At 34.9% G+C, this 18,580-nt stretch carries 17 protein-coding genes and 1 pseudogene; 15 read left to right on the top strand and 3 right to left on the bottom strand.

From position 1 onward, the window contains the following. Positions 1–103 precede the first annotated feature (103 nt). The 5 genes from G4D63_RS05025 (at position 104) to G4D63_RS05005 (ending at position 7,248) form a co-directional block, all read left to right on the top strand. The gene (locus tag G4D63_RS05025) at positions 104–1,666 is read left to right on the top strand and encodes a hypothetical protein (RefSeq protein ID WP_163178267.1); all 1,563 of its coding nucleotides are present in this window, start codon (positions 104–106) and stop codon (positions 1,664–1,666) included. A 23-nt stretch (positions 1,667–1,689) separates the two neighbouring features. Then, on the top strand, positions 1,690–2,973 hold the full coding sequence (locus G4D63_RS05020; RefSeq protein WP_163178265.1) for a hypothetical protein: 1,284 nt from the start codon (positions 1,690–1,692) through the stop codon (positions 2,971–2,973). Positions 2,974–3,169: 196 nt separating this feature from the next. Next, the gene (locus G4D63_RS05015; RefSeq protein ID WP_163178263.1) at positions 3,170–4,606 is read left to right on the top strand and encodes an NYN domain-containing protein; all 1,437 of its coding nucleotides are present in this window, start codon (positions 3,170–3,172) and stop codon (positions 4,604–4,606) included. Between the two features lie 14 nt (positions 4,607–4,620). Further along, positions 4,621–6,480, top strand: a complete 1,860-nt coding sequence (locus G4D63_RS05010) for a MotA/TolQ/ExbB proton channel family protein (RefSeq protein ID WP_163178261.1) — start codon at positions 4,621–4,623, stop codon at positions 6,478–6,480. A 21-nt stretch (positions 6,481–6,501) separates the two neighbouring features. Beyond that, on the top strand, positions 6,502–7,248 hold the full coding sequence (locus tag G4D63_RS05005; RefSeq protein WP_163178259.1) for an OmpA family protein: 747 nt from the start codon (positions 6,502–6,504) through the stop codon (positions 7,246–7,248). Positions 7,249–7,469: 221 nt separating this feature from the next. Here G4D63_RS05005 and G4D63_RS22255 read toward each other — a convergent pair whose 3' ends face one another. Next, positions 7,470–7,691, bottom strand: a complete 222-nt coding sequence (locus tag G4D63_RS22255) for a TM2 domain-containing protein (protein WP_338023896.1) — start codon at positions 7,689–7,691, stop codon at positions 7,470–7,472. 931 nt (positions 7,692–8,622) lie between these two features. Between G4D63_RS22255 and G4D63_RS04995 the strand changes: the two genes are divergently transcribed. The 3 genes from G4D63_RS04995 to G4D63_RS04985 all read left to right on the top strand — a co-directional run bounded on the left by G4D63_RS04995 (position 8,623) and on the right by G4D63_RS04985 (position 11,427). Beyond that, on the top strand, positions 8,623–9,384 hold the full coding sequence (locus G4D63_RS04995) for a DUF4230 domain-containing protein (protein ID WP_239585864.1): 762 nt from the start codon (positions 8,623–8,625) through the stop codon (positions 9,382–9,384). Positions 9,385–9,583: 199 nt separating this feature from the next. Further along, complete coding sequence (locus G4D63_RS04990) at positions 9,584–9,973, top strand: YkvA family protein (protein ID WP_420837802.1); 390 nt, start codon at positions 9,584–9,586, stop codon at positions 9,971–9,973. 302 nt (positions 9,974–10,275) lie between these two features. Beyond that, complete coding sequence (locus G4D63_RS04985; RefSeq protein WP_163178255.1) at positions 10,276–11,427, top strand: AI-2E family transporter; 1,152 nt, start codon at positions 10,276–10,278, stop codon at positions 11,425–11,427. A gap of 264 nt (positions 11,428–11,691) precedes the next feature. Here G4D63_RS04985 and G4D63_RS04980 read toward each other — a convergent pair whose 3' ends face one another. Both G4D63_RS04980 and G4D63_RS04975 read right to left on the bottom strand, forming a co-directional pair. Next, positions 11,692–12,678, bottom strand: a complete 987-nt coding sequence (locus tag G4D63_RS04980; RefSeq protein WP_163178254.1) for a 4Fe-4S dicluster domain-containing protein — start codon at positions 12,676–12,678, stop codon at positions 11,692–11,694. Positions 12,679–12,684: 6 nt separating this feature from the next. Next, positions 12,685–13,890 carry a YhgE/Pip domain-containing protein gene (locus G4D63_RS04975; protein WP_163178252.1) on the bottom strand — a complete coding sequence of 402 codons (1,206 nt, stop codon included), beginning with the start codon at positions 13,888–13,890 and terminating at the stop codon, positions 12,685–12,687. Positions 13,891–14,063: 173 nt separating this feature from the next. Between G4D63_RS04975 and G4D63_RS04970 the strand changes: the two genes are divergently transcribed. The 7 genes and pseudogenes from G4D63_RS04970 to G4D63_RS04940 all read left to right on the top strand — a co-directional run. Further along, positions 14,064–14,675: a TetR/AcrR family transcriptional regulator gene (locus G4D63_RS04970; RefSeq protein ID WP_163178250.1), complete on the top strand. Its 612-nt coding sequence runs from the start codon at positions 14,064–14,066 to the stop codon at positions 14,673–14,675. Positions 14,676–14,983: 308 nt separating this feature from the next. Next, positions 14,984–15,244: a helix-turn-helix domain-containing protein gene (locus G4D63_RS04965; protein ID WP_163178248.1), complete on the top strand. Its 261-nt coding sequence runs from the start codon at positions 14,984–14,986 to the stop codon at positions 15,242–15,244. 54 nt (positions 15,245–15,298) lie between these two features. Further along, positions 15,299–15,805, top strand: coding sequence for a competence protein ComK (locus tag G4D63_RS04960; RefSeq protein ID WP_163178246.1), 507 nt, complete (start codon positions 15,299–15,301; stop codon positions 15,803–15,805). A 159-nt stretch (positions 15,806–15,964) separates the two neighbouring features. Beyond that, complete coding sequence (locus G4D63_RS04955) at positions 15,965–16,540, top strand: histidine phosphatase family protein (RefSeq protein WP_163178244.1); 576 nt, start codon at positions 15,965–15,967, stop codon at positions 16,538–16,540. Positions 16,541–16,809: 269 nt separating this feature from the next. After that, positions 16,810–17,598, top strand: a complete 789-nt coding sequence (locus G4D63_RS04950) for a hypothetical protein (protein WP_163178242.1) — start codon at positions 16,810–16,812, stop codon at positions 17,596–17,598. A 4-nt stretch (positions 17,599–17,602) separates the two neighbouring features. Beyond that, positions 17,603–18,061: a hypothetical protein gene (locus G4D63_RS04945; protein WP_163178240.1), complete on the top strand. Its 459-nt coding sequence runs from the start codon at positions 17,603–17,605 to the stop codon at positions 18,059–18,061. Positions 18,062–18,327: 266 nt separating this feature from the next. Further along, positions 18,328–18,516 (top strand): annotated as a pseudogene (locus G4D63_RS04940) (NAD(P)H-dependent oxidoreductase); the annotation flags it as partial. Positions 18,517–18,580 lie beyond the last annotated feature (64 nt).

Here is an 18,580-nt window from a genome sequence, read left to right as displayed (position 1 = left end):
TGAGAAAGGCTGTTTTTACACTTACCAACATTTTTACTAGGTAAATAGACATGCAAAGTATAGTATAATATTCACATTCATCAAGGGAACGAGGAGTGTTATTATGGATGGTCAGATTTTGGCAAGCAGTCTAGTCTCATTAAAAGGGACAGACCTTCGAATGGTGTATTCCTTATTACATAAGACCAATATTGGAGATCTTTTGTCTTCGAAAACAAAAGATCTTCTTTCTAAAGAAAAAAGTGATCATTTTACCCTCCATTTAGAACAAGAAGTAAAGAAGTTACAACATAAGAGGGATGAAGTGCTTCAGGTTGACTTGTTTTTAGAAATTACTAAACTATTAAAGCTAAAGGGGACAAAGTATTCCCTTGTGAAAGAAATTGAAGATCAGAGTGCTATGATTGTTAATGAGGTGTATGGGCAGCTTCAAAAACAGGATAAGCATTTTCGTAGCTTTACTGAAAAGGAATCATCTTCATCGCAGCTTCAACAAATGGTTCAGTATCAAATGAGTAAGGTTTTTAGTGAATTGGATGGAGGTTTCAAAGATTTCTCCATAAATGACCAAACGAAATTTGCCTCACAAGTAAACGATTATATACAGAGCCTTCCTGAAGAGAAGCAGCAGGTGATTAAAGAGAAGCTAGGGATCAATGATTTAACAGATGAAATGGTTCGAAAAGCCATAGCAACAAGCGGGACAAGTATCGTTTTTGCCATCATTGTGGAGGTTAGCGGGTTTGCCTTCTATACGACAGCAACATCCATGGTAGCCACCTTTGCTGGGTTATTTGGACTAACGTTGCCATTTGGTTTTTATACGGGCCTAACCTCTACCATAGCTGTTTTAGCTAATCCATTATTTATTATTCCTCTTCTGTTAGGTGGAGGTGCCTTACTGGTTAATCATCAAAATAAATCGCTAAAGAAAAAGCTGTTACCCATTATCGTGATGCAAATAGCCCTTCCTTACATGAGTAGTGGTGGTGAGGATGAAGTGTCAGTTGAGCTCTTCACAAATGAATGGAATGGACGGTTTAATACCTACAAGGGTCTTCAAATGGAATTAAACACCTTGGAAGAAGAGCAACGCAATCTTCGTAACCTTATCGCTCAAAGTCAACTTAAGATGAAGAATCTACATTCGCAAGTTTCTAGTGAAATGACACAGGTAAGGGTAGAAAAACAGAAGATTTATTTGGCTTTGAAAACAGCGAATGTTTATGATTTAGATATTAGCCCTTCCTTCTCAGGGCATAAGGCTGAGTACGTAAGAATAGCCGATAAAATTGAAAGTCTTCAATACTCAAAACAAAGCAATCAAAATGGTGAAGGATTGTTTAAAAGGTTTAGTAATAGTCTTTCGAACCTTTCTACTACCTTTGATATCAAGACTGAAGAAAAGAAGCTAGATGAGCATTTAAACCTGATGGTGGAGGATATTCTCTCTTCCAGTCATAGCTCTTGCCAGGAAGAACGTTTTAAGGTTACCGCCTTACAACATCATATCGATCAACTAAGAAAAGAAGTAAACTTAGAAGAAAAAAAGAAAAAGACACTTGAGTCTGAACTAAGGATTATAAATCAAAACCATTCAAGTATTCTCCAGCAGATAAAAAAGCTCGAAAAAGAAACGTACGGATTAGAAGACTTACATGTATAGAAAAGATTAAAGGGGATTTAAAAATGGCCATACCAAATAAACAGTTTTGGGCATATTGGGATAAAGGAATGTTTGATGAAGCATTAAAGTGTTCGGTTACAGAGAAGAAAAGGGAAGAGAATCGATTGCAAACGATGTTGTTTGGTACTCCTGATCAACTCAAACAAACCGGTGCAGTTACGACCATTAGTGTAGGTGAATTTATCTATGACTATGTCATGATCAATCCTACGGTTGTAGCAGGAATCGATTTTGCTAGAACAGAAGATTTATCAAACTTGTTTTCGTTAAGTCAGTTTGCGAGTCAAGTAGATACAACTGTGTTAACTGGTGATATTGCTCAAATCCAAGGATATGTGGCAGAACAGATGTTAGCCATAGAGCTCCAAGCTAAGGGGCATGATATCGAATTTCCAACCACTTCAAATAATCCTGGGTGGGACATTTTAGTAGATGGCCAGCCATTTCAGGTGAAAAACCTGGCAAGCCCTGATGGCGTTAGAGACCATTTAGAAAACTATCCTGATATTCCCGTTTACGTGAACGAAGAATTGGCGAAATACTTCGAGGGAAATCCCAGTGTATATGTATCGAATATATCAAGAGAAGAAGTACTAGAAGCAACGCAATCTACCTTAACACATGCTGATGATCTATTAGACTTTGAAATTCCATTGATTGCTCTTGGTGTAAGTTCGATTTACAATGTCAAAAGAGTTTGGAAAGATGATGTCGCTATTAATCAAGCTGTATTTAATGTCATTAGTGATACATCATCAAGAGTTGTCTTAGGAGCACTTGGTCAAAAAGCAGGGATTTTAGTCGGGACCATGTTATTTGGCCCAGCTGGAGGAATTACGGGCGCCATGCTTGGAGTCTTTACAGGAGCAAGTCAGGGAGGACGCCTGTCGACAAGTGTGAAGAGGGTCTTCTCTAAAAAACAAGAACAAGCGGTGATCAATGCGCTAGATACACTCATACAAAAAGTAATCTCTCAAATTGATATCAAATTAGATATTAAGAAAAAGAAAATGGGGGAACTAAGGTCGGAATTACTAGAGTCTGATGCTAATGAAGCTATTTTAAATGATGCCGAGCGACGTTATCAAGACGAATTAGGTTACTTAAAGAACAAACGAGAAGAGCTAGTGAAACAGCGTAAAAGTATAAGTAGTGGATCCTTTACTCTAGAAATCATTCCAAGCACAATGGTTACGATCACGAAAAGTGGTGTACATCCTGTGCATTATCAGGATGAGTTAAAGCTCTTGCAGCAAGCAGTGAAGGAGTTACAGAAAAAATTATAAGTTCTAACAAGTAGGCCGAGCCAATAGGTTCGGTCTTTTATCATGTCTATAATATAGGATTGTTCTACCTAATCTTATGTTCAAGTACTTTTAGATGTAAAAGAACGACAAAAAGTCACACGAAATCGACATGAAACGACAGAAACACTGAAACTTTTTTACTATAATATAATGGTTATGTGAAGGGGGGCTGGTTATGGAGCAAAGAAATAATAAACTCTATATTTTGCCATTTGTGAACGATACTACATTAAAAAATCAATCTATAACATTTCATTTTATGACTTTTCTATCAAACCATATAAGAGCATATGATGCTTGTCATCAGCATTTACCATGTGTAAAAGAACCTTTCTATGATTTTTTCTCAAGTGAAGAGATCGTAGAGATGTATGAGAAGGAGAAGAGCGTTTTTCCAGAATCATCTGTTTTGTACTTAATGGAAGATTTACATGAACATGTTTATTACAAAGACTCAACTGACTCCTATAAGCAATTTGTAACAGGGCTTGAATACCTACAAACAAACAACCAAAGTACACTAGATCTTTCATTTTATCAATCTAGTGATGTGATTAGGCACAAATTGAAATATACCCATTTCCTATCAAATTTGAAGAAAGAATCCAATCATAAAAAATTACCCGTAATCTATCTTTCACCTACTGAACAAATTTCACGAGATGATACTTATGTGAAAAACATGGCTAATCAAGAATTTTGGCTTGAGCAGCTCATTACTTTTTTCAAGGTGATGACGGATCAGCATATATGGATAGACTCATCCATTTCTTTTGACTCTTTTCTCTACAACCATAGAGGGGAAATTGAAGTGTTTACAGCCTATAACCTGCTAACCTTTGAAAATCATCCTGATCGCTATGTAAAAATTACAGACCATAATTTACGAGTTTTCGCTGGTCTTATACAACAAATCTTTAATTTCGTTGATCCATATGTTCATAACCAATCCGCACAAATTTATAAGCATAACTCAAAAGTAAACCAACTGTTTCACCGTATTACTGACAATGGGGTTGAGTTCGCAAGTTTTGAGAACATGCTAGAGTATCTCCAAGGAAAAGAAATACCACGTTCTACAAAGAAGATTGGTGTATTTCTCGATGTAGCCAATATATATACAGGCCTGCATTCCATGAAAATTGATTTTCAAAACCTATTCTCTACTATATTTGGTTTAGAACAAAAAGGACGAATTCGAGATCAACATGCCGTGATTTTCCTGCCTATCTATGAAAATGAGAAGAAAACAGAGGATGTCTACATGTTTCAACTAGAAATTAAGGAGCAACTAGAGAAACAGGGATTTCAAGTGAAAGAAGTCAAGAATGGAACAGCAAAAGCTAAACAAATCATAAATGGACAAGAATATGATGTGGATGATCAATACTTAATCGACAAACTGAAAGAGCGGTATGAATCTTTGGATAGCATTCTTCTCTTATCAGGAGATGATCATTTTTACGAGATTTTGAAAAAATACAAAGATGCAGGCAAAGAAGTTAAGGTGATCTCTATCCACCCAGAAGATACATCAAAACGAATCAGGGAAGAGTTTTCAAAGCATCATTACTTTATTACAGATTTCTGGGATTGTGTAAAACTATATTAAGAAGGAGTACACCTATGTTATCACTCAGTATTATTATCGTGACATTTACATTAGTATTTTTAATTGGAAGTTGTGCTATAAGAGCGAACCATTCCATATACAAGTATTTAGAGGCTGAAAGTGAAAGAATATCACTAGATTCAAAGAATAGTTCCATATTACATCAAATTAATGATAAATATAAAATGTACCGGACACAATCAGACAATGACCTTAATTTTCAATCATTAATTGAAGAGTTCATCTCTGATTTCAAGATGGTAAAGAGCAAACGTTCCATCTTGCATAAGTATAGAATTGTATCGATTCTAAAAATGATTCAATTAGGTAGTTCCATGACGATTCTAGTTGGTGTATTAGGAACGTTTATTGGATTGGTCATTGCATTAAAAGGAATTGATTTAAATTTAAATGAAACCATGCAGACAGTTCTCGATGGAATTCATACTGCTTTTTATACGAGTATTGCAGGTATTGCTTGTTCCATCATTATTAATATTGCTACCAAAGTAAAAAATACTGAACAACAACTTATCCAAATTATGCTTAAGCTTGAAAACTATTTGAATCAAAAAGAGAAACGTTCAATGGATCATCAAATGGTTGAGGCGATTGGTGATGTGAAAACAGCTGTCGAGGAAATGAAGCAATCGTTTCTCGATATACAGCTTTTTACAGAAGGTTTTGAACGAGCGACTGAGAATATGAATAGCTTTAATGAAATGTTTAGCAAAAATACAAATAAATTATCTAAAATCTTTGGAAACATGGATAAGTTTACACAAAACTATAATGATCAAATGAACCAATTAAATCACAACTTCAGTGATTTACTTTCATTTTTTGAAAAGCAGGAAGAAATTCAGTCGTATTCTGTAGATTTAATGAGAAGAACCGCGGAGCAGTACATGCACTTTACTGAACAGCAACTACAAGTTCAAGCGAGAAATGAAGAACAGTTTGTTAGAATTACCGAAAACCTAGAAGAGACAAGTAATCGACTGGATACATTCTTTACTACTCATACCGATCAAATGCATGATGCTTTTGAAGCAATGTCTGGTTTTTATCAAGAAAGTCTAGATCGACAAGCCCAGCTTGTGGAAAGCCAAAAGCATTTAGAAGATAAAAATGTAACATTCTTAGAAAAAATAGATCGCGCGACGGTTACAATGAAAGAAATTCTTGAGACGAATTCTTTTGAGGAATTAGCTAATTTAACACAGTCTTTCTCAAGTAACATGAATGAAATGCAACAACAATTCAGAAGCTTAATTTCTTATTTTGAGCATGTCGATGGACTTCAACAGAAATATCAAGAATTTTATGTAAGAGTTGTAGAAAAGATTGATCAGCAAGCGGAAGAGAATTCACAATATCAAAATAATTTTACAGATTTTGTTAAGGAAATGTTTAAACAAAATGAACAAGTACAATCAACGTTTAAAGATACTGTAAATCTATTTACTATGCTAGATTCTAATAGTTCGACAGTTACAGAGGAAATGAAAAAGCTAATCCAACAAACTGAGCACGTCATGACAGAGAGCACGAATCAGTTTAAAAGCCAAACAGAGGAACTTCAAAAAACGTTGCAAGAATACGTCGAACTTTCAACAGAGAAAATGGAAAAGCTTATGCTGAAGTTGGATGATAGCTTAGGTGAAGGCGTAAGAGATAGTTTACGACAATTTGAACGATATATTAATGTGACGAATTCCATTATTAGTCAAGAGCTAAAATCAATGATGAAGTTACAAGAGACACATCTCGGAGCAGAGTCTTTATCATCGATTAATGTGCAGCAATCATTATCAGAATTGAACCAACATATGAAAACACTAAACAGCCGTATCGAAAAAGTCGGTGTCTAGATCAGAAAAGGGTGTTAAGACTTGAATCAAAAATATAGACGACTATTAGATAGTAAGATTGACGACAATGATTTTTGGCCATCCTTTACTGACTTACTTTCTACCATCTTGTTAGTGGTCTTGCTTTTCTTATTAGTTATTATTAATAATGAACAGGATAAAGTAGAAGCAAAAGAGGCAGAGCTTAAGGAAACGGAAGTTAAAATTAAACAGCAAGAAGAAATTATTAATTACTTAGCTGGAATTAGGTTTGATATTATAGAGGATTTAGAAAATGAGTTTAGCAAGACGAATTTAAAAATCGAAATCGACAAGGAAACTGGATCCATTAAATTTCAAAATGATCTCTTGTTTGAAACAGGGAAAGATGTGATTAGGCCTGAGTTTAAAGAGCAGTTAAGAGAATTTATTCCGGTCTATTTTAATATCTTATATGGAAAATATGATCAGCATATTTCTGAGATTGTAGTTGAAGGGCACACAGATGATGTAGGGACTTTTGTCAATAATCTTGACCTCTCACAAAAAAGGGCATTTAGTGTTGTTCGATATGTCTTATCAGATGATTTTGGCAATTTTCCTTATAAAGAAAATGTCCAGATGCAAATAACGGCAAATGGACGTTCAGAAAGTGATCTGAAATATAAAGATGACGGGAAAACAATTGATCAAGAGAAATCAAGAAGGGTTGAGTTCAAGTTCCGATTAAAGAATTATTCAAAATGGGATGAATTAGTAAAGGATATTGAGGAAGTAAATGCTAAATAAGTTTAGGTATTAACTGGAAGTATGCTTGTAGCAGGAAGTGAGCTTCTACTGCTGCTAAAAGGTAAACACAAATGGAGAAGGGCACGAACCAATTCAATATTAGGTTCGTGCCCTTTAATCTTGCCTTTTTAAGGTTGTCACAGTAGACAAATTAGGAAATGAAGAAAAGCAAAAGTACAGTCCAAGGGTTATTAATTATTAGGTCTCAAGTCATATTAACTTTAAGCTCTATATTTTTTATCATACTTCATTGAGAAATCCTCTGGACTAGAAAATAAATAAACTACACCCTCTATAAAACCTAGAATTGATGGAATATAGGTCCAACAGAAAAGAAGATAAACTATACCCTTTCTCCTTCTCCCTAAGTAAAACTTGTGAGCTCCAAATCCTCCTAATAAAATGCCTAATAAAGCAGCAGTCAACTTACTTTTTGTTGAAATATAAGTAGGAATTCCTGATGAACTTGTACTTGAAGAACTAGAAGAGCTAGAAGAACTAGAAGAAGAACTAGCCCCACCAGCATTCATAAACACCATTGGTTGATTATTCTTATCTTCTAATCTTTCCATTTTTCTTTTATTCTCATCAAATAATTCTTCTACACATTTTTTACAATAATTCTTACCTTTTAGTTCTGTATTACAGGTAGAACAAATAAACTTACCGCACCCAACACAGATTCCTACGGATTCTACTTCATTATGTAAGTAACAATTGCTCAAATTAATGCCTCCAATTACAATTTCTGTATTATATAAAATTCGGCATAAATTTACAAAATCCTCCTATGCATGTTTCTTCGAGGAACCGGATGCTTAAAAATATTCGGCCAATAAGATGATTGGAGAACCACCAACAGAAAGGATACCTGTTTAGCAATACTCTTTTCCCTAGAAAGTTCTCATCGATTTAGAACTGTGCAGGAACATTGTGAACGCTGTTGGCAAAAAAAGATGGATAAGAATACTTTCTGATACTGATAGCGAAGCAAACCAACAGTAGATGAATTATTGGAACCTTCCAGTAGATTACAACTTGTAAAACGAGATGTTCACCCTAAAACAATCATTGGAAGAGTGGACCTTTACAAAATCTTAAATACGCTAAACAAGAGAGCGTAATATAGTCTTCCAGCCTTTTCTATAGACCTAAAGTATTTATTAAATTAACATAGTAAGTATTCATTTCATCTAATTTAGAAAAAGAAATCGAAAGTCATAACAAAACCTGGTGCTTTACTAGGTGAGTATTTGCTACAACCTAGGTATAAGTTCCGTTACATGTGCTATTATTTAAATAATTCCTCACATAATAGATTAATGGATTAAAAGGATAAGCACTGTATTTGTAAAAATGAAAGGTGAGAACAAATTGGATACAAATAAAGATATTATAGAAGAAAAAGACGAAAGAATTGCACAGCTAGAAAGACAGTTAAGAGAACTAAACGAAGCACAACAGCAAATGGCTGCAACTATTGCAGTAAATCAAAATTCAAGATCTTTTTCCCCACCTAAAGGAATATTTAAGTCTGTCTCAAAAGCTAGTAGATCCAAGGCAAAGTTGGCCATGTTCATCCTTGTTGTTTTAGTCATCGCGTCAGGGGTAATTTGGTCAATTGCGGGCAATAACTTCAAACAAGAGTCAATCGTGTTTGTTGAACATGTTCAAGAGCTAGCTACACTGGCAACAGCTGAAGTTCATACGAAAGCAGTTATCCACCAAGAGGATAGCAAGAATATCTTGTCTATTAATCTACCAGGAACAAAGCGAGAACTGCTATTAGTTGTACCTGGGACGGTTTTGGCTGGTGTTGATTTGAAAGGAATTACTTCTGATGATATGGTTATTAATGAAGAAACAAAAGAAATAGATATTACCCTTCCTCATGCAGAGTTCCTCCAGGATCCATCCTTACAGATGGATAAAATACAATCCGTTGACAATAGTGGGATTTTCCGTGGTGATGTTAAAATGGCTGAGGGGTTTGAACTGGCTGCATTGGCACAAGAGCAAATTCGTCAAGAAGCCATTTCTATTGGTTTATTAGATACTGCAGAGAAAAATGCAGAGAAAGCGTTGAAGGAATTTTTTAAGAATATTGGTTATACGGTAAATGTCACGTTTAACTAATAGAATGGCCTGCCCATGCTACCTGGGACAGGCATGTACTAATCTACTAATTACTAAACATTGGAGTGATTTCATGTTAAAAGACCTATTTAAGAAGAAAACAGATCTAGATAAACTATCCTCATCTACTATTGAAGAAGTCGACAAAATTGAAATTGAAGAAGAATTAATTGCTGATTTAAAAGATGAAGCAGAAAAACTGAATACTGAAGATCTTAATCAACACGAAAAACATTTCTCAGAGGAAAAGTTCTGGACTAAGGTTCAAAAATTCTCTAAAAAAGCTGGAACATCTGTAGTCTATGCTGTCCTATTACTTTATTACACACTTCAAAAGCCAGAGGTGCCATTAAAAGTTAAAGCAACCATTGTTGGGGCTTTAGGTTACTTTATTTTACCTCTAGATCTTATACCAGACATAGCAGTTGGTGTAGGATATGTTGATGACTTAAGTGCTCTACTAATCGCTTTAGCTCAAGTAGCTTTATATGTGGATGATGATATAAAAATGCAAGCGAAAAGTAAACTAAAGGATTTATTTGGCGAGAATGTGGATACATCAGATATTGATGATAAGTTAGGTAGATAAGAATAGTAGGAGTCTGTTTCCAAGGTTTTAGGAGACAGGCTTCTTTTTTGTAAAGACAATAATTTTTGTATCGATGAGATTAGGTTTTTGCTCGATTTATAAAGAGTATTTTATAGGTGAACATCCATTCCTATACATCAGATGATCATCTTTCTATACTGTTAATTTTAGTTTGAAAGAATGTGAACTGTGGTATTAGTAATTAAAGATAGGAGTGTCTAAAAAAGAGATAAACTACCTCTGAGCACAACTCCTTTAAACTTAAGTTAGGTGGTACATTACCTTTAAAGGGGATGTCTTTTATGGAAGGACAAAATAAATTTTTAAAATTAATTGGTGGTAAAAATGTTTTATACCTATTAGCTTTTCTTATTCTAGTGGGTATTACCATATATATTTATACGAAAATTTCTTTTATCTTTTATCCACTAAAGGTCATTTTATCTACCATTGCACCTCCAGTAATCCTAGCATTTGTTGCATACTATCTATTAAATCCGGTTGTAGAAATGCTTGAAAGATTTCGTATTAAAAAAATGTGGGGAATAATCATTCTTATTCTCGGTATTAGTGGTGCATTAACTGGAGTGATCCTGTTAACTGCTCCATCGATTGAAGCGCAGGTGAAAGATTTAGTTCAAACATTTCCAAGTTATTTAAAGCAGTTAGAGGATAGTATGACAGAATGGGCGCAGAATTCTTTATTAGCGCCGTATTATGATGATGGTTATAACTTGATAACAGAGAGATTAGGTGAATTGCCAAAATTGATTGGAACTTATATTTCAAGTGGTTTTCAAGGGATACAGAATGTTGCTAGTACCATTACAACTACTATTGTATCTATTGTAACCTTTCCATTTATTTTATTTTTCTTATTAAAGGATGGAAAAAGGTTTCAACGTTATACCATAAAATTATTTCCGCCGAAGTTTAGAGATGACACCAAGCAAATTTTAAATAATATCGATACGCAAGTTGGTTCTTACATCCAAGGTCAGATTATTGTCGCAACGGTGATTGGTATTCTATTATTTATTGGATATCTGATCATAGGACTTGAATATGCATTTACATTGGCTATTGTCGCAGCCGTGACAAGTGTAGTTCCTTATTTAGGACCAACCATTGCTATTATTCCTGCTGTGATCATTGCCATCGTCAACTCCCCATTTATGTTGCTAAAGCTAGGAATTGTTTGGATAGCAGTCCAATTTTTAGAAGGGAATTTCGTCTCTCCGAATATCATGGGGAAAACGATGAAAGTTCATCCATTAACGATTATCCTAGTTTTATTGATTGCAGGTAATTTATTTGGTGTCATCGGTGTCATTTTTGGTATTCCAGGCTATGCTATTGTGAAGGTAATCGGTTCCTATCTTTTCTATAAGTTTATGAAACGATATAACAAATATTATGGGGATGACCGTGGGTATTATGAAATAGAAGATTAAAGCGAATCATATTCAATATGTCTTAATACAAACTAGTAACCATAAAGTTCTAGTTTTTGAATGAATTTTATCTAACCTTACTCTAGTAGAAAAGTGATTGGCACATAGTCCCTGTCCCCATGGCTTCCCTGAAGAAAAGAGTTAGGATTTTACTATTTCACTAAAGGAATAGCACCTCGTTGGATTGGATAGCAAGAGGCACTCCAAAACCCTTCGAGCTTATGGAATGCCTCTTTTCATCTATTGATTCTAAATTAGTTGTACCTAATTGTCAGTTCTCTCATTTGCACTTTTTTTCTTTAAATAACCCTTTTGTATTTTATCATAACCTGCTGTACTAAAAGGGCATACTTTAATGCAGTTTGCACAACCATAATTTGCAGAGAAATATTTAATGCATGTTTTATAATCGATACACGTTATATCTCCATTATCATTCACTTGTGGTTCATTGTTAATTGCTTGAACTGGACAGCTTCGAACACATTTTCTACAGTATGAGCAAAAATCTCGTACCCATAGGTGTTGATTTTCTGTCTCGACAGGAAACGTATCAATATCTGTATAAATGGTACTTATTCGAACTCGAGCTCCGGCATCAGGTGTAATTAGAAGTCCATGATATCCGATTGCTCCTAAACCTGCTAATTCACCCATTGCAACGTAATCCATTTGTCCGCCCATTGCCGTGCTTGGATAAGCAGAGTACCCTTTTTTTCGAATAAACTTACACACTTCATTTGAAATGACAGCCAAATCACCGTATCCCTTTGCTACTTCAGCAAAGCATTCAAAGCTCGGGGCAGTTTGGATTTTATCATTGTCCATCTCAACGGTGAACACGATTGCGTTTTGATGAGGTATTGATTTACCTTTAAATACTTGCTTCAACGGTAAATCCTTTACGAATTTTACATCAATAGCTCCTAATCTTTGAACCAATTGTTTTATTTCCTCAAAAACTTCCAATGGAGCTTCTGTTTGTTTCGATTCAACTCTTTTACTATAGTAACGTTTACCATTCCACATTCCCTTCATTAATCTTGCCATTCTAGGCGCAATTTTTAATTTTTGTGAAAACGTAAAGTTTTTAAGCGATGTCTCATTCTTAGCAATTAAAGGTGCAAAAGAACGACGTGGCTTTGAATCAGCTGCTGAATGAACTAGTTCTCCAAAATTTCTAGGCTTCGTTTCCATGAATTCTATGAGATGATCTAAATTTCTTTCCTTTTTCTCCTGTAATTCTGCCATCTCCAATCACCCCTCATTCATGTTCACTTTACTGTGGCCATGCTCATTTTCTGGTATGGGTTTAAACGCCGAAACAAATATGATTAAAAGACTGATCCACGAAATATTAAATAGAGCTAGGGTTGGACCATCAACACGTAAAGATTTTCCAAAATACAATAAGTTGCGGAGACCTTCTACACTAAATCGCATTGGCAGCCAAGAGTGAATCCAGTCTCGGTAAAAGGAAGACATAAATTCAGGAGGCATTGATAAAAGTGGTATTCCAAAGAAAAAGAGTAAAGCGAATACTCCGATACCTTTAAAACCAAACCAATTAGTTACGGCGGATATTAGTAAAAAGAAAGTTAAATACGATAAGCTCACAAATAATGCTGTGTCTAAAAAGTTTGGAATATGGAAGCCTAACCAACTGTCCAAAATACCGGTTAACCCAAATCCAACAATAAAGGATAAAAGAGATCCAGCAACTGTCTGAGTGAGTTTTGATAAGAGACTTTCTCTTCTGTTTACTATTTTCATTTTCCTCATTGAAAAGAAGACAATAGCTGCCCCAACAATGCTACTCATCCAAAGGGGTTGAATGAATGAAACAGGTGCATTCCCATTTGCACTATGTGTTCCAACTGCGTTAACATTTGTTTCAGTTACAGTAAGGGGATCTATTAATAGAGCAACCTGATTAGGTGGTATATTCTCTCCTTGCTTTTCAAATCCAGCAAGTAATTGCATTGAAACATTGTGACTGATGTTTTCAGTAATTCTTGAAAGCATTTGCCCAGCCATTCTTGCGGCTGTAGCATTCATCCCCTCATTGATTAATATTTCAATGTTAGGTGAAGAAGGTTTTGGTGATTGAAGAGAAGCTTGGTCTTGACTAAAATCGTTAGGGATGAAGAGTGCTGCATAATACTCTTTATTGTTCAATCCTTCCATAACCGTGTCTCGATCTGATATCGATATCCAATTAATAATCGTTTCTTCATTAGAGTCTTCTCTGGATATAGCTTGAACTTTTTCAACAAGTGCATTTCCCATATTCATTTTCCCTTGCTTCGGAATTTCAACCCCTTCATCTTCGTTGACGATTGCAATCGGCATATTCTTCGGAGTAGGGTTAATAGATGGAACCAATGTAAGTGAAAAAATAAGAGCAACTGTAAGGACAAGTAAAGGTGACAATACGACTAATTTTTGTTTAAAGAATTTCATAAAATCTATTCCTCCTTATAATAAACACCGTGTTGATTAATGATCACAGTATCTATTATAATTTGTATATTAGTGAATTCAATAATCAGTAATTACGTTATTGTTGTGAAATCAACACTTTAAAGGTCTTCTGTTCATAATCTCTAAAAAAATTTCAAAAGTGGGTGTGTAAAATGTCAGAACAAAAGGTTGACCGTCGAATTGCTCGCACGAAAAGATTGATTCGGGAGGCACTAGCAGTTTTAATAGACGAAAAGGGGTTTGAATCAATTACAGTCAGAGATATTACAACAAGTGCAGATATAAATCGTGGCACCTTTTATTTACATTATCAGGATAAGTTTGATTTGCTAGAGAAATGTGAAAACGAAATTTTCCATGAAATTGAAGACATTGCAAAGGATATTAAAGTGGATGATTTAAGGAAATTTAGTGAAAATCAGAAACCGCTTGCGTTTTCAGTAAAGCTACTGGAGTACATTAAAGACAATGCGGCTTTTATGAAAGCAGTCCTTGGACCGAATGGAAATGTGGCCTTTCAGATAAAGCTAAAGGATTATATTAAAACAAACATCGGGAAGGTATTTTTAAAAGAAATAGAAGCAAATGAAGATCGCATGAAAGTGCCTAGAGAGTATTTGCTCTCTTATATAGTTTCAGCTCACTTAGGTGTCATACAACAATGGCTACAAAATGAGTTAAAGGAAACTCCACAAGAGATTGCACGGTATATAGGGATTGTCACAGTAGAGGGACCGTTTCAAGCAAGTGGCTTTAAGAAATAATAACATTCTTTAACAAGGGAATTTATTTTAAGGAAAAAGACTAAAAAAGTGTCATCGCTTCACAGTTCAAATATACTATTCACTAGAAAATGATTTATATTTGGCTTCACTGCACCATAAGCTTATTCCTCGATAAAAATAAAGAGGTATAGGCTTTTTTACTTTCAAATCTCTAACATTTTCTATTGGCAAACACAGTTACAGCAAGGGATAAAATTCTAACTTCTGTAATCTTTACAAAACCCAATGTATACATTGTTCTAATCTCCTAGCTATCCTTTCATAATTGGTTCAAAGGAGATAGAGTGATGTCAAAAAGGAACCAATTATTTACTAAGTTATTAGGACAAAAGCTTCGTGAGCAGCGACAAGAAATGGCTGAAACTCAGGATGATTTTGCGGAAAAGCTTGGAATCCACGTGAACAATTATGGAAATATTGAACGTGGCGAAAACCTTCCAGGTGGGCAAACCATGGTTCGTCTTATTTTGGATTGTGGAATTGACCTGACTGAGCTTGTACGTGAAGCAGAAGCCGAGGCTAAGCGAGTTTTTCCAGATGAAGAGTAATCCTTTTTGAGCATTCTATGAAACAAGTAAAAGTAATATAAAGGAGAATAACATTTGTTAGAAATAAAACACTACGAAATATCCGCAAGCACCCTCGCCGTTTTACCTGCATACCATCCCACATTTGGATCCAAAATTATCGATCTCCAAGGCGAATACTATTGTAAAGAAACTCCCATTAAACTCATTGAACACGCCTGCTTAGAAGGTGGTGCCTCGTTAGAAGGAAGAAAGAAAGCATTAGGGCACTTAAAATCGTTTCACCAATGTCCACCCATACCCATTAACCCTCTAGAAGATATCTATGCATTTCCAACCATCTCTCCAGAATCCTACAATTGTAACTGGATTTTCTATGAACATATTCACTATCTAACACCACAACTCCAATCTACGATTATAACCTTCCGTAACCAACAAATCCTTGAAGTTCCAATTTCGATTGCTGTGATGAAGAAGCAACTATCACGAACAGAATCTTGTATTGTTTCGTTTAGTAAACCTAGGAGAAGGCAACTGTTGTATAATCCAGACCGCATTATTCCAGTAACAACATTTTAAATTCTTCAGTACCAGTAGACTCATATTGTTTCTGTTAAATTCTTTATTGATATGAAAACAGAGGACTTCAGTGAACGAGGCAAAATATACTAATAAAGGGATTTAAAAAAACTTAGTCGAATATTATTTTGATATATAGAAATATAAAGGGGATAAAAAATGGATACGATTATCTACTTTGTACGCCACGCACATTCAGAATTTGATATTCATAATGAAGAAAAGAGAGAGTTATCAGATAAAGGACGAAAAGATACAGAAAGAGTGATGACCCTATTAAAAGATGAGGACATTGAAATCGTATATAGCAGTTCCTATGTTCGAGCAATTCAAACTGTTCAAGGTATAGCTGATTATGTTAAAACAACTGTACATACTGATCAACAACTGCGAGAAGGTTGGTTAGCTGATGCGGATGTCGTGTTTGATGATCCAGATGAAGCGGTGAAATATGCTTTTGAAAATCCAACCTTTAGCTATAAAGGTGGAGAAAGCGTAAGTGACCTACAAAAAAGAGGCAGTGCAGCTTTAGAGGATATTCTTAAACAATTTGAAGGAAAAAGAATTGTTCTTGGTACGCATGGTTATATTTTCACGAGCATTTTGAACTACTATGACTCAAGCTACAATCACGACTTTTTGAGCAAGACTACTAAGCCTGACATTTACAAAGTAACCTTTCAAGAGAATTTATTTAAAGAGATTGAAAGACTATGGAGTGAATCATTTAAATAAATACATACAATGGATTGGAAGTTCATAGGCTCAGAGCTTTATTTGTAGCACAGTATAAATATACTGGTTACAAAATATCCATCTAAAGGACGATTGCCTACTTAGTGATCGTCTTTTCGTATTAGACTCTTACTGCGCAGTAATAAACTTTATTTTTATAGGTACTTTGCAAAAAGAACGTAATAGCAGCTCAGTTGAAGAAGCGAATATATATAGAAGTTTGGTGGAATGATAATAGTTAAATATTGTAATTCTTAAGGTGACTTCCTATGAACAATTATACTAATAACAACACCGCAAGACGTTATAAAGCTCATGTTAGTATTTTGGGTACAACTCAAATTCATTTGCGAAATCCATATATCATTGCATGGTGGAGTGCAGCATTTCCGGGTTTCGGACACTTGCTTCTTTCAAAATATTTACGTGGTTTTGTACTTTTTATTTGGGAAGTAATCGTGAATCTAAAAGCAAACGTCAACTTAGCGATGGTTTATTCATTTCAAGGTGAGATTCAAATGGCTAAAGATATATTAGATACTAGGTGGCTTCTCATTTATATTCCTGTTTACTTATTTGGGATCTGGGATAGTTATCGAACAACCGTTGATATGAATAAAGTCTATTTGTTAGCGGAGCGCGAAGAGCATCAATTTAATTCATTTAGTATAGGCGCACTAGAGATAAATTATTTAGATAAGAGAATTCCCATTATGGCTGTTGTCTGGTCTTTGTTTGTACCTGGGCTTGGACAGCTTTATATACATAGAATCATAACAGCATTTTTTGTCATTATTTGGGTTGTCGTGTTCTCGTATTTTTCTCATGGTCTTGAAGCTATTTCGCTTTTGTTTTTAGGAAAGGTGCAAGAAGCTACATCTGTTTTGAAGCCTGAATGGCTTCTCTTCTTCCCTTCGCTTTATGGGTTTTCTGTATTTGATTCATACATCAATACAGTAGAAAATAATAAGCTTTATGAAAAAGAGCAAAGAAAATATTTAAAAGAAAATTATCAGTCAATTTCTTTTAGAATTGTAAAAGGACAAAAAGTGAAGTGATGACATGCAGCTGATTTCAACATTTGAAAATAATGCATTTTTAGAAATAGCGATAACTACGCTTGAGAAAAAGGGAATCAAAAAAGAAGACATCTTTGCAGTCCCATTGGATAATCGAACGGAAGAGCGTAAGATGTTTGATTCCATTCATCGTTCAGATGGTACGTCATTTATTGATATTGGAATGGTTTTTGGAACAGCTTTTTCTGTTATTGGAGCAAGTATTGGGTTTAAATTGGCATGGGGTCCCATCTACTGGGGATTAATTGGGGCTTTTATTGGATTTATGTTAGGTTTTGCTATTCGCCTTTATACAGAGTTAGTGATGAAAAAGAAAAAAAGAGCCTTAAAAGGAAAACAGTCAGAAGTTGTTTTGATTGTTGAGTGTGACGAGGCGCAATCAGAGTTAGTTGAAACTATTTTATGGCATCACTTTGCACTAGGAGTGGCTAAGGTAAAATAAAATGATATATCTTTTAATTGGTCTCTTTGTGTAACGAAAAGATTTGGTTTACACGGATATGTCATTTTAAAAATGCTTTTGCTACGCAGTACAAGAAAACTATTCAATATAATATTATAATCAACTTCATTGCAGAAGACCATAAGCTTATTCCTTGGAAGAAATTAAGAGGTATAGGCTTTTTTACTTGTAAAGCTTAACTTTTTCTATTGATGACATCTCGATTCTAAATGGAGGAAACAAGGAAAGCACCTGTTTTATTTGCCGGCATTGACTCTTGTCCAATTGAAGGCTTTAGCTATGAAAAAGTAAATGAGCTTTTGGAGGATGAGGGACTTCTTGAAAATGGCAAGCTTGCCGTATCCGCCATGGTTGCTTTCGGATATCGCCAAGAGGATCCGGCGCGTCCGAAAACGCGTCGAGTGATGGAAGAAGTTGTGCAGTGGATTGAGTAATATCGAAAAGAAAAATTGAGTATAGTATTCTATTTAAGCCTTTACTCCTATATGCAGAGAGTGA

The sequence above is a fragment of the Bacillus mesophilus genome, assembly GCF_011008845.1.
GTDB lineage: Bacteria > Bacillota > Bacilli > Bacillales > SA4 > Bacillus_BS > Bacillus_BS mesophilus.
The sequence above is the reverse complement of the archived record's forward strand: the minus strand, read 5'-3'. Positions and strand labels throughout refer to the sequence as shown.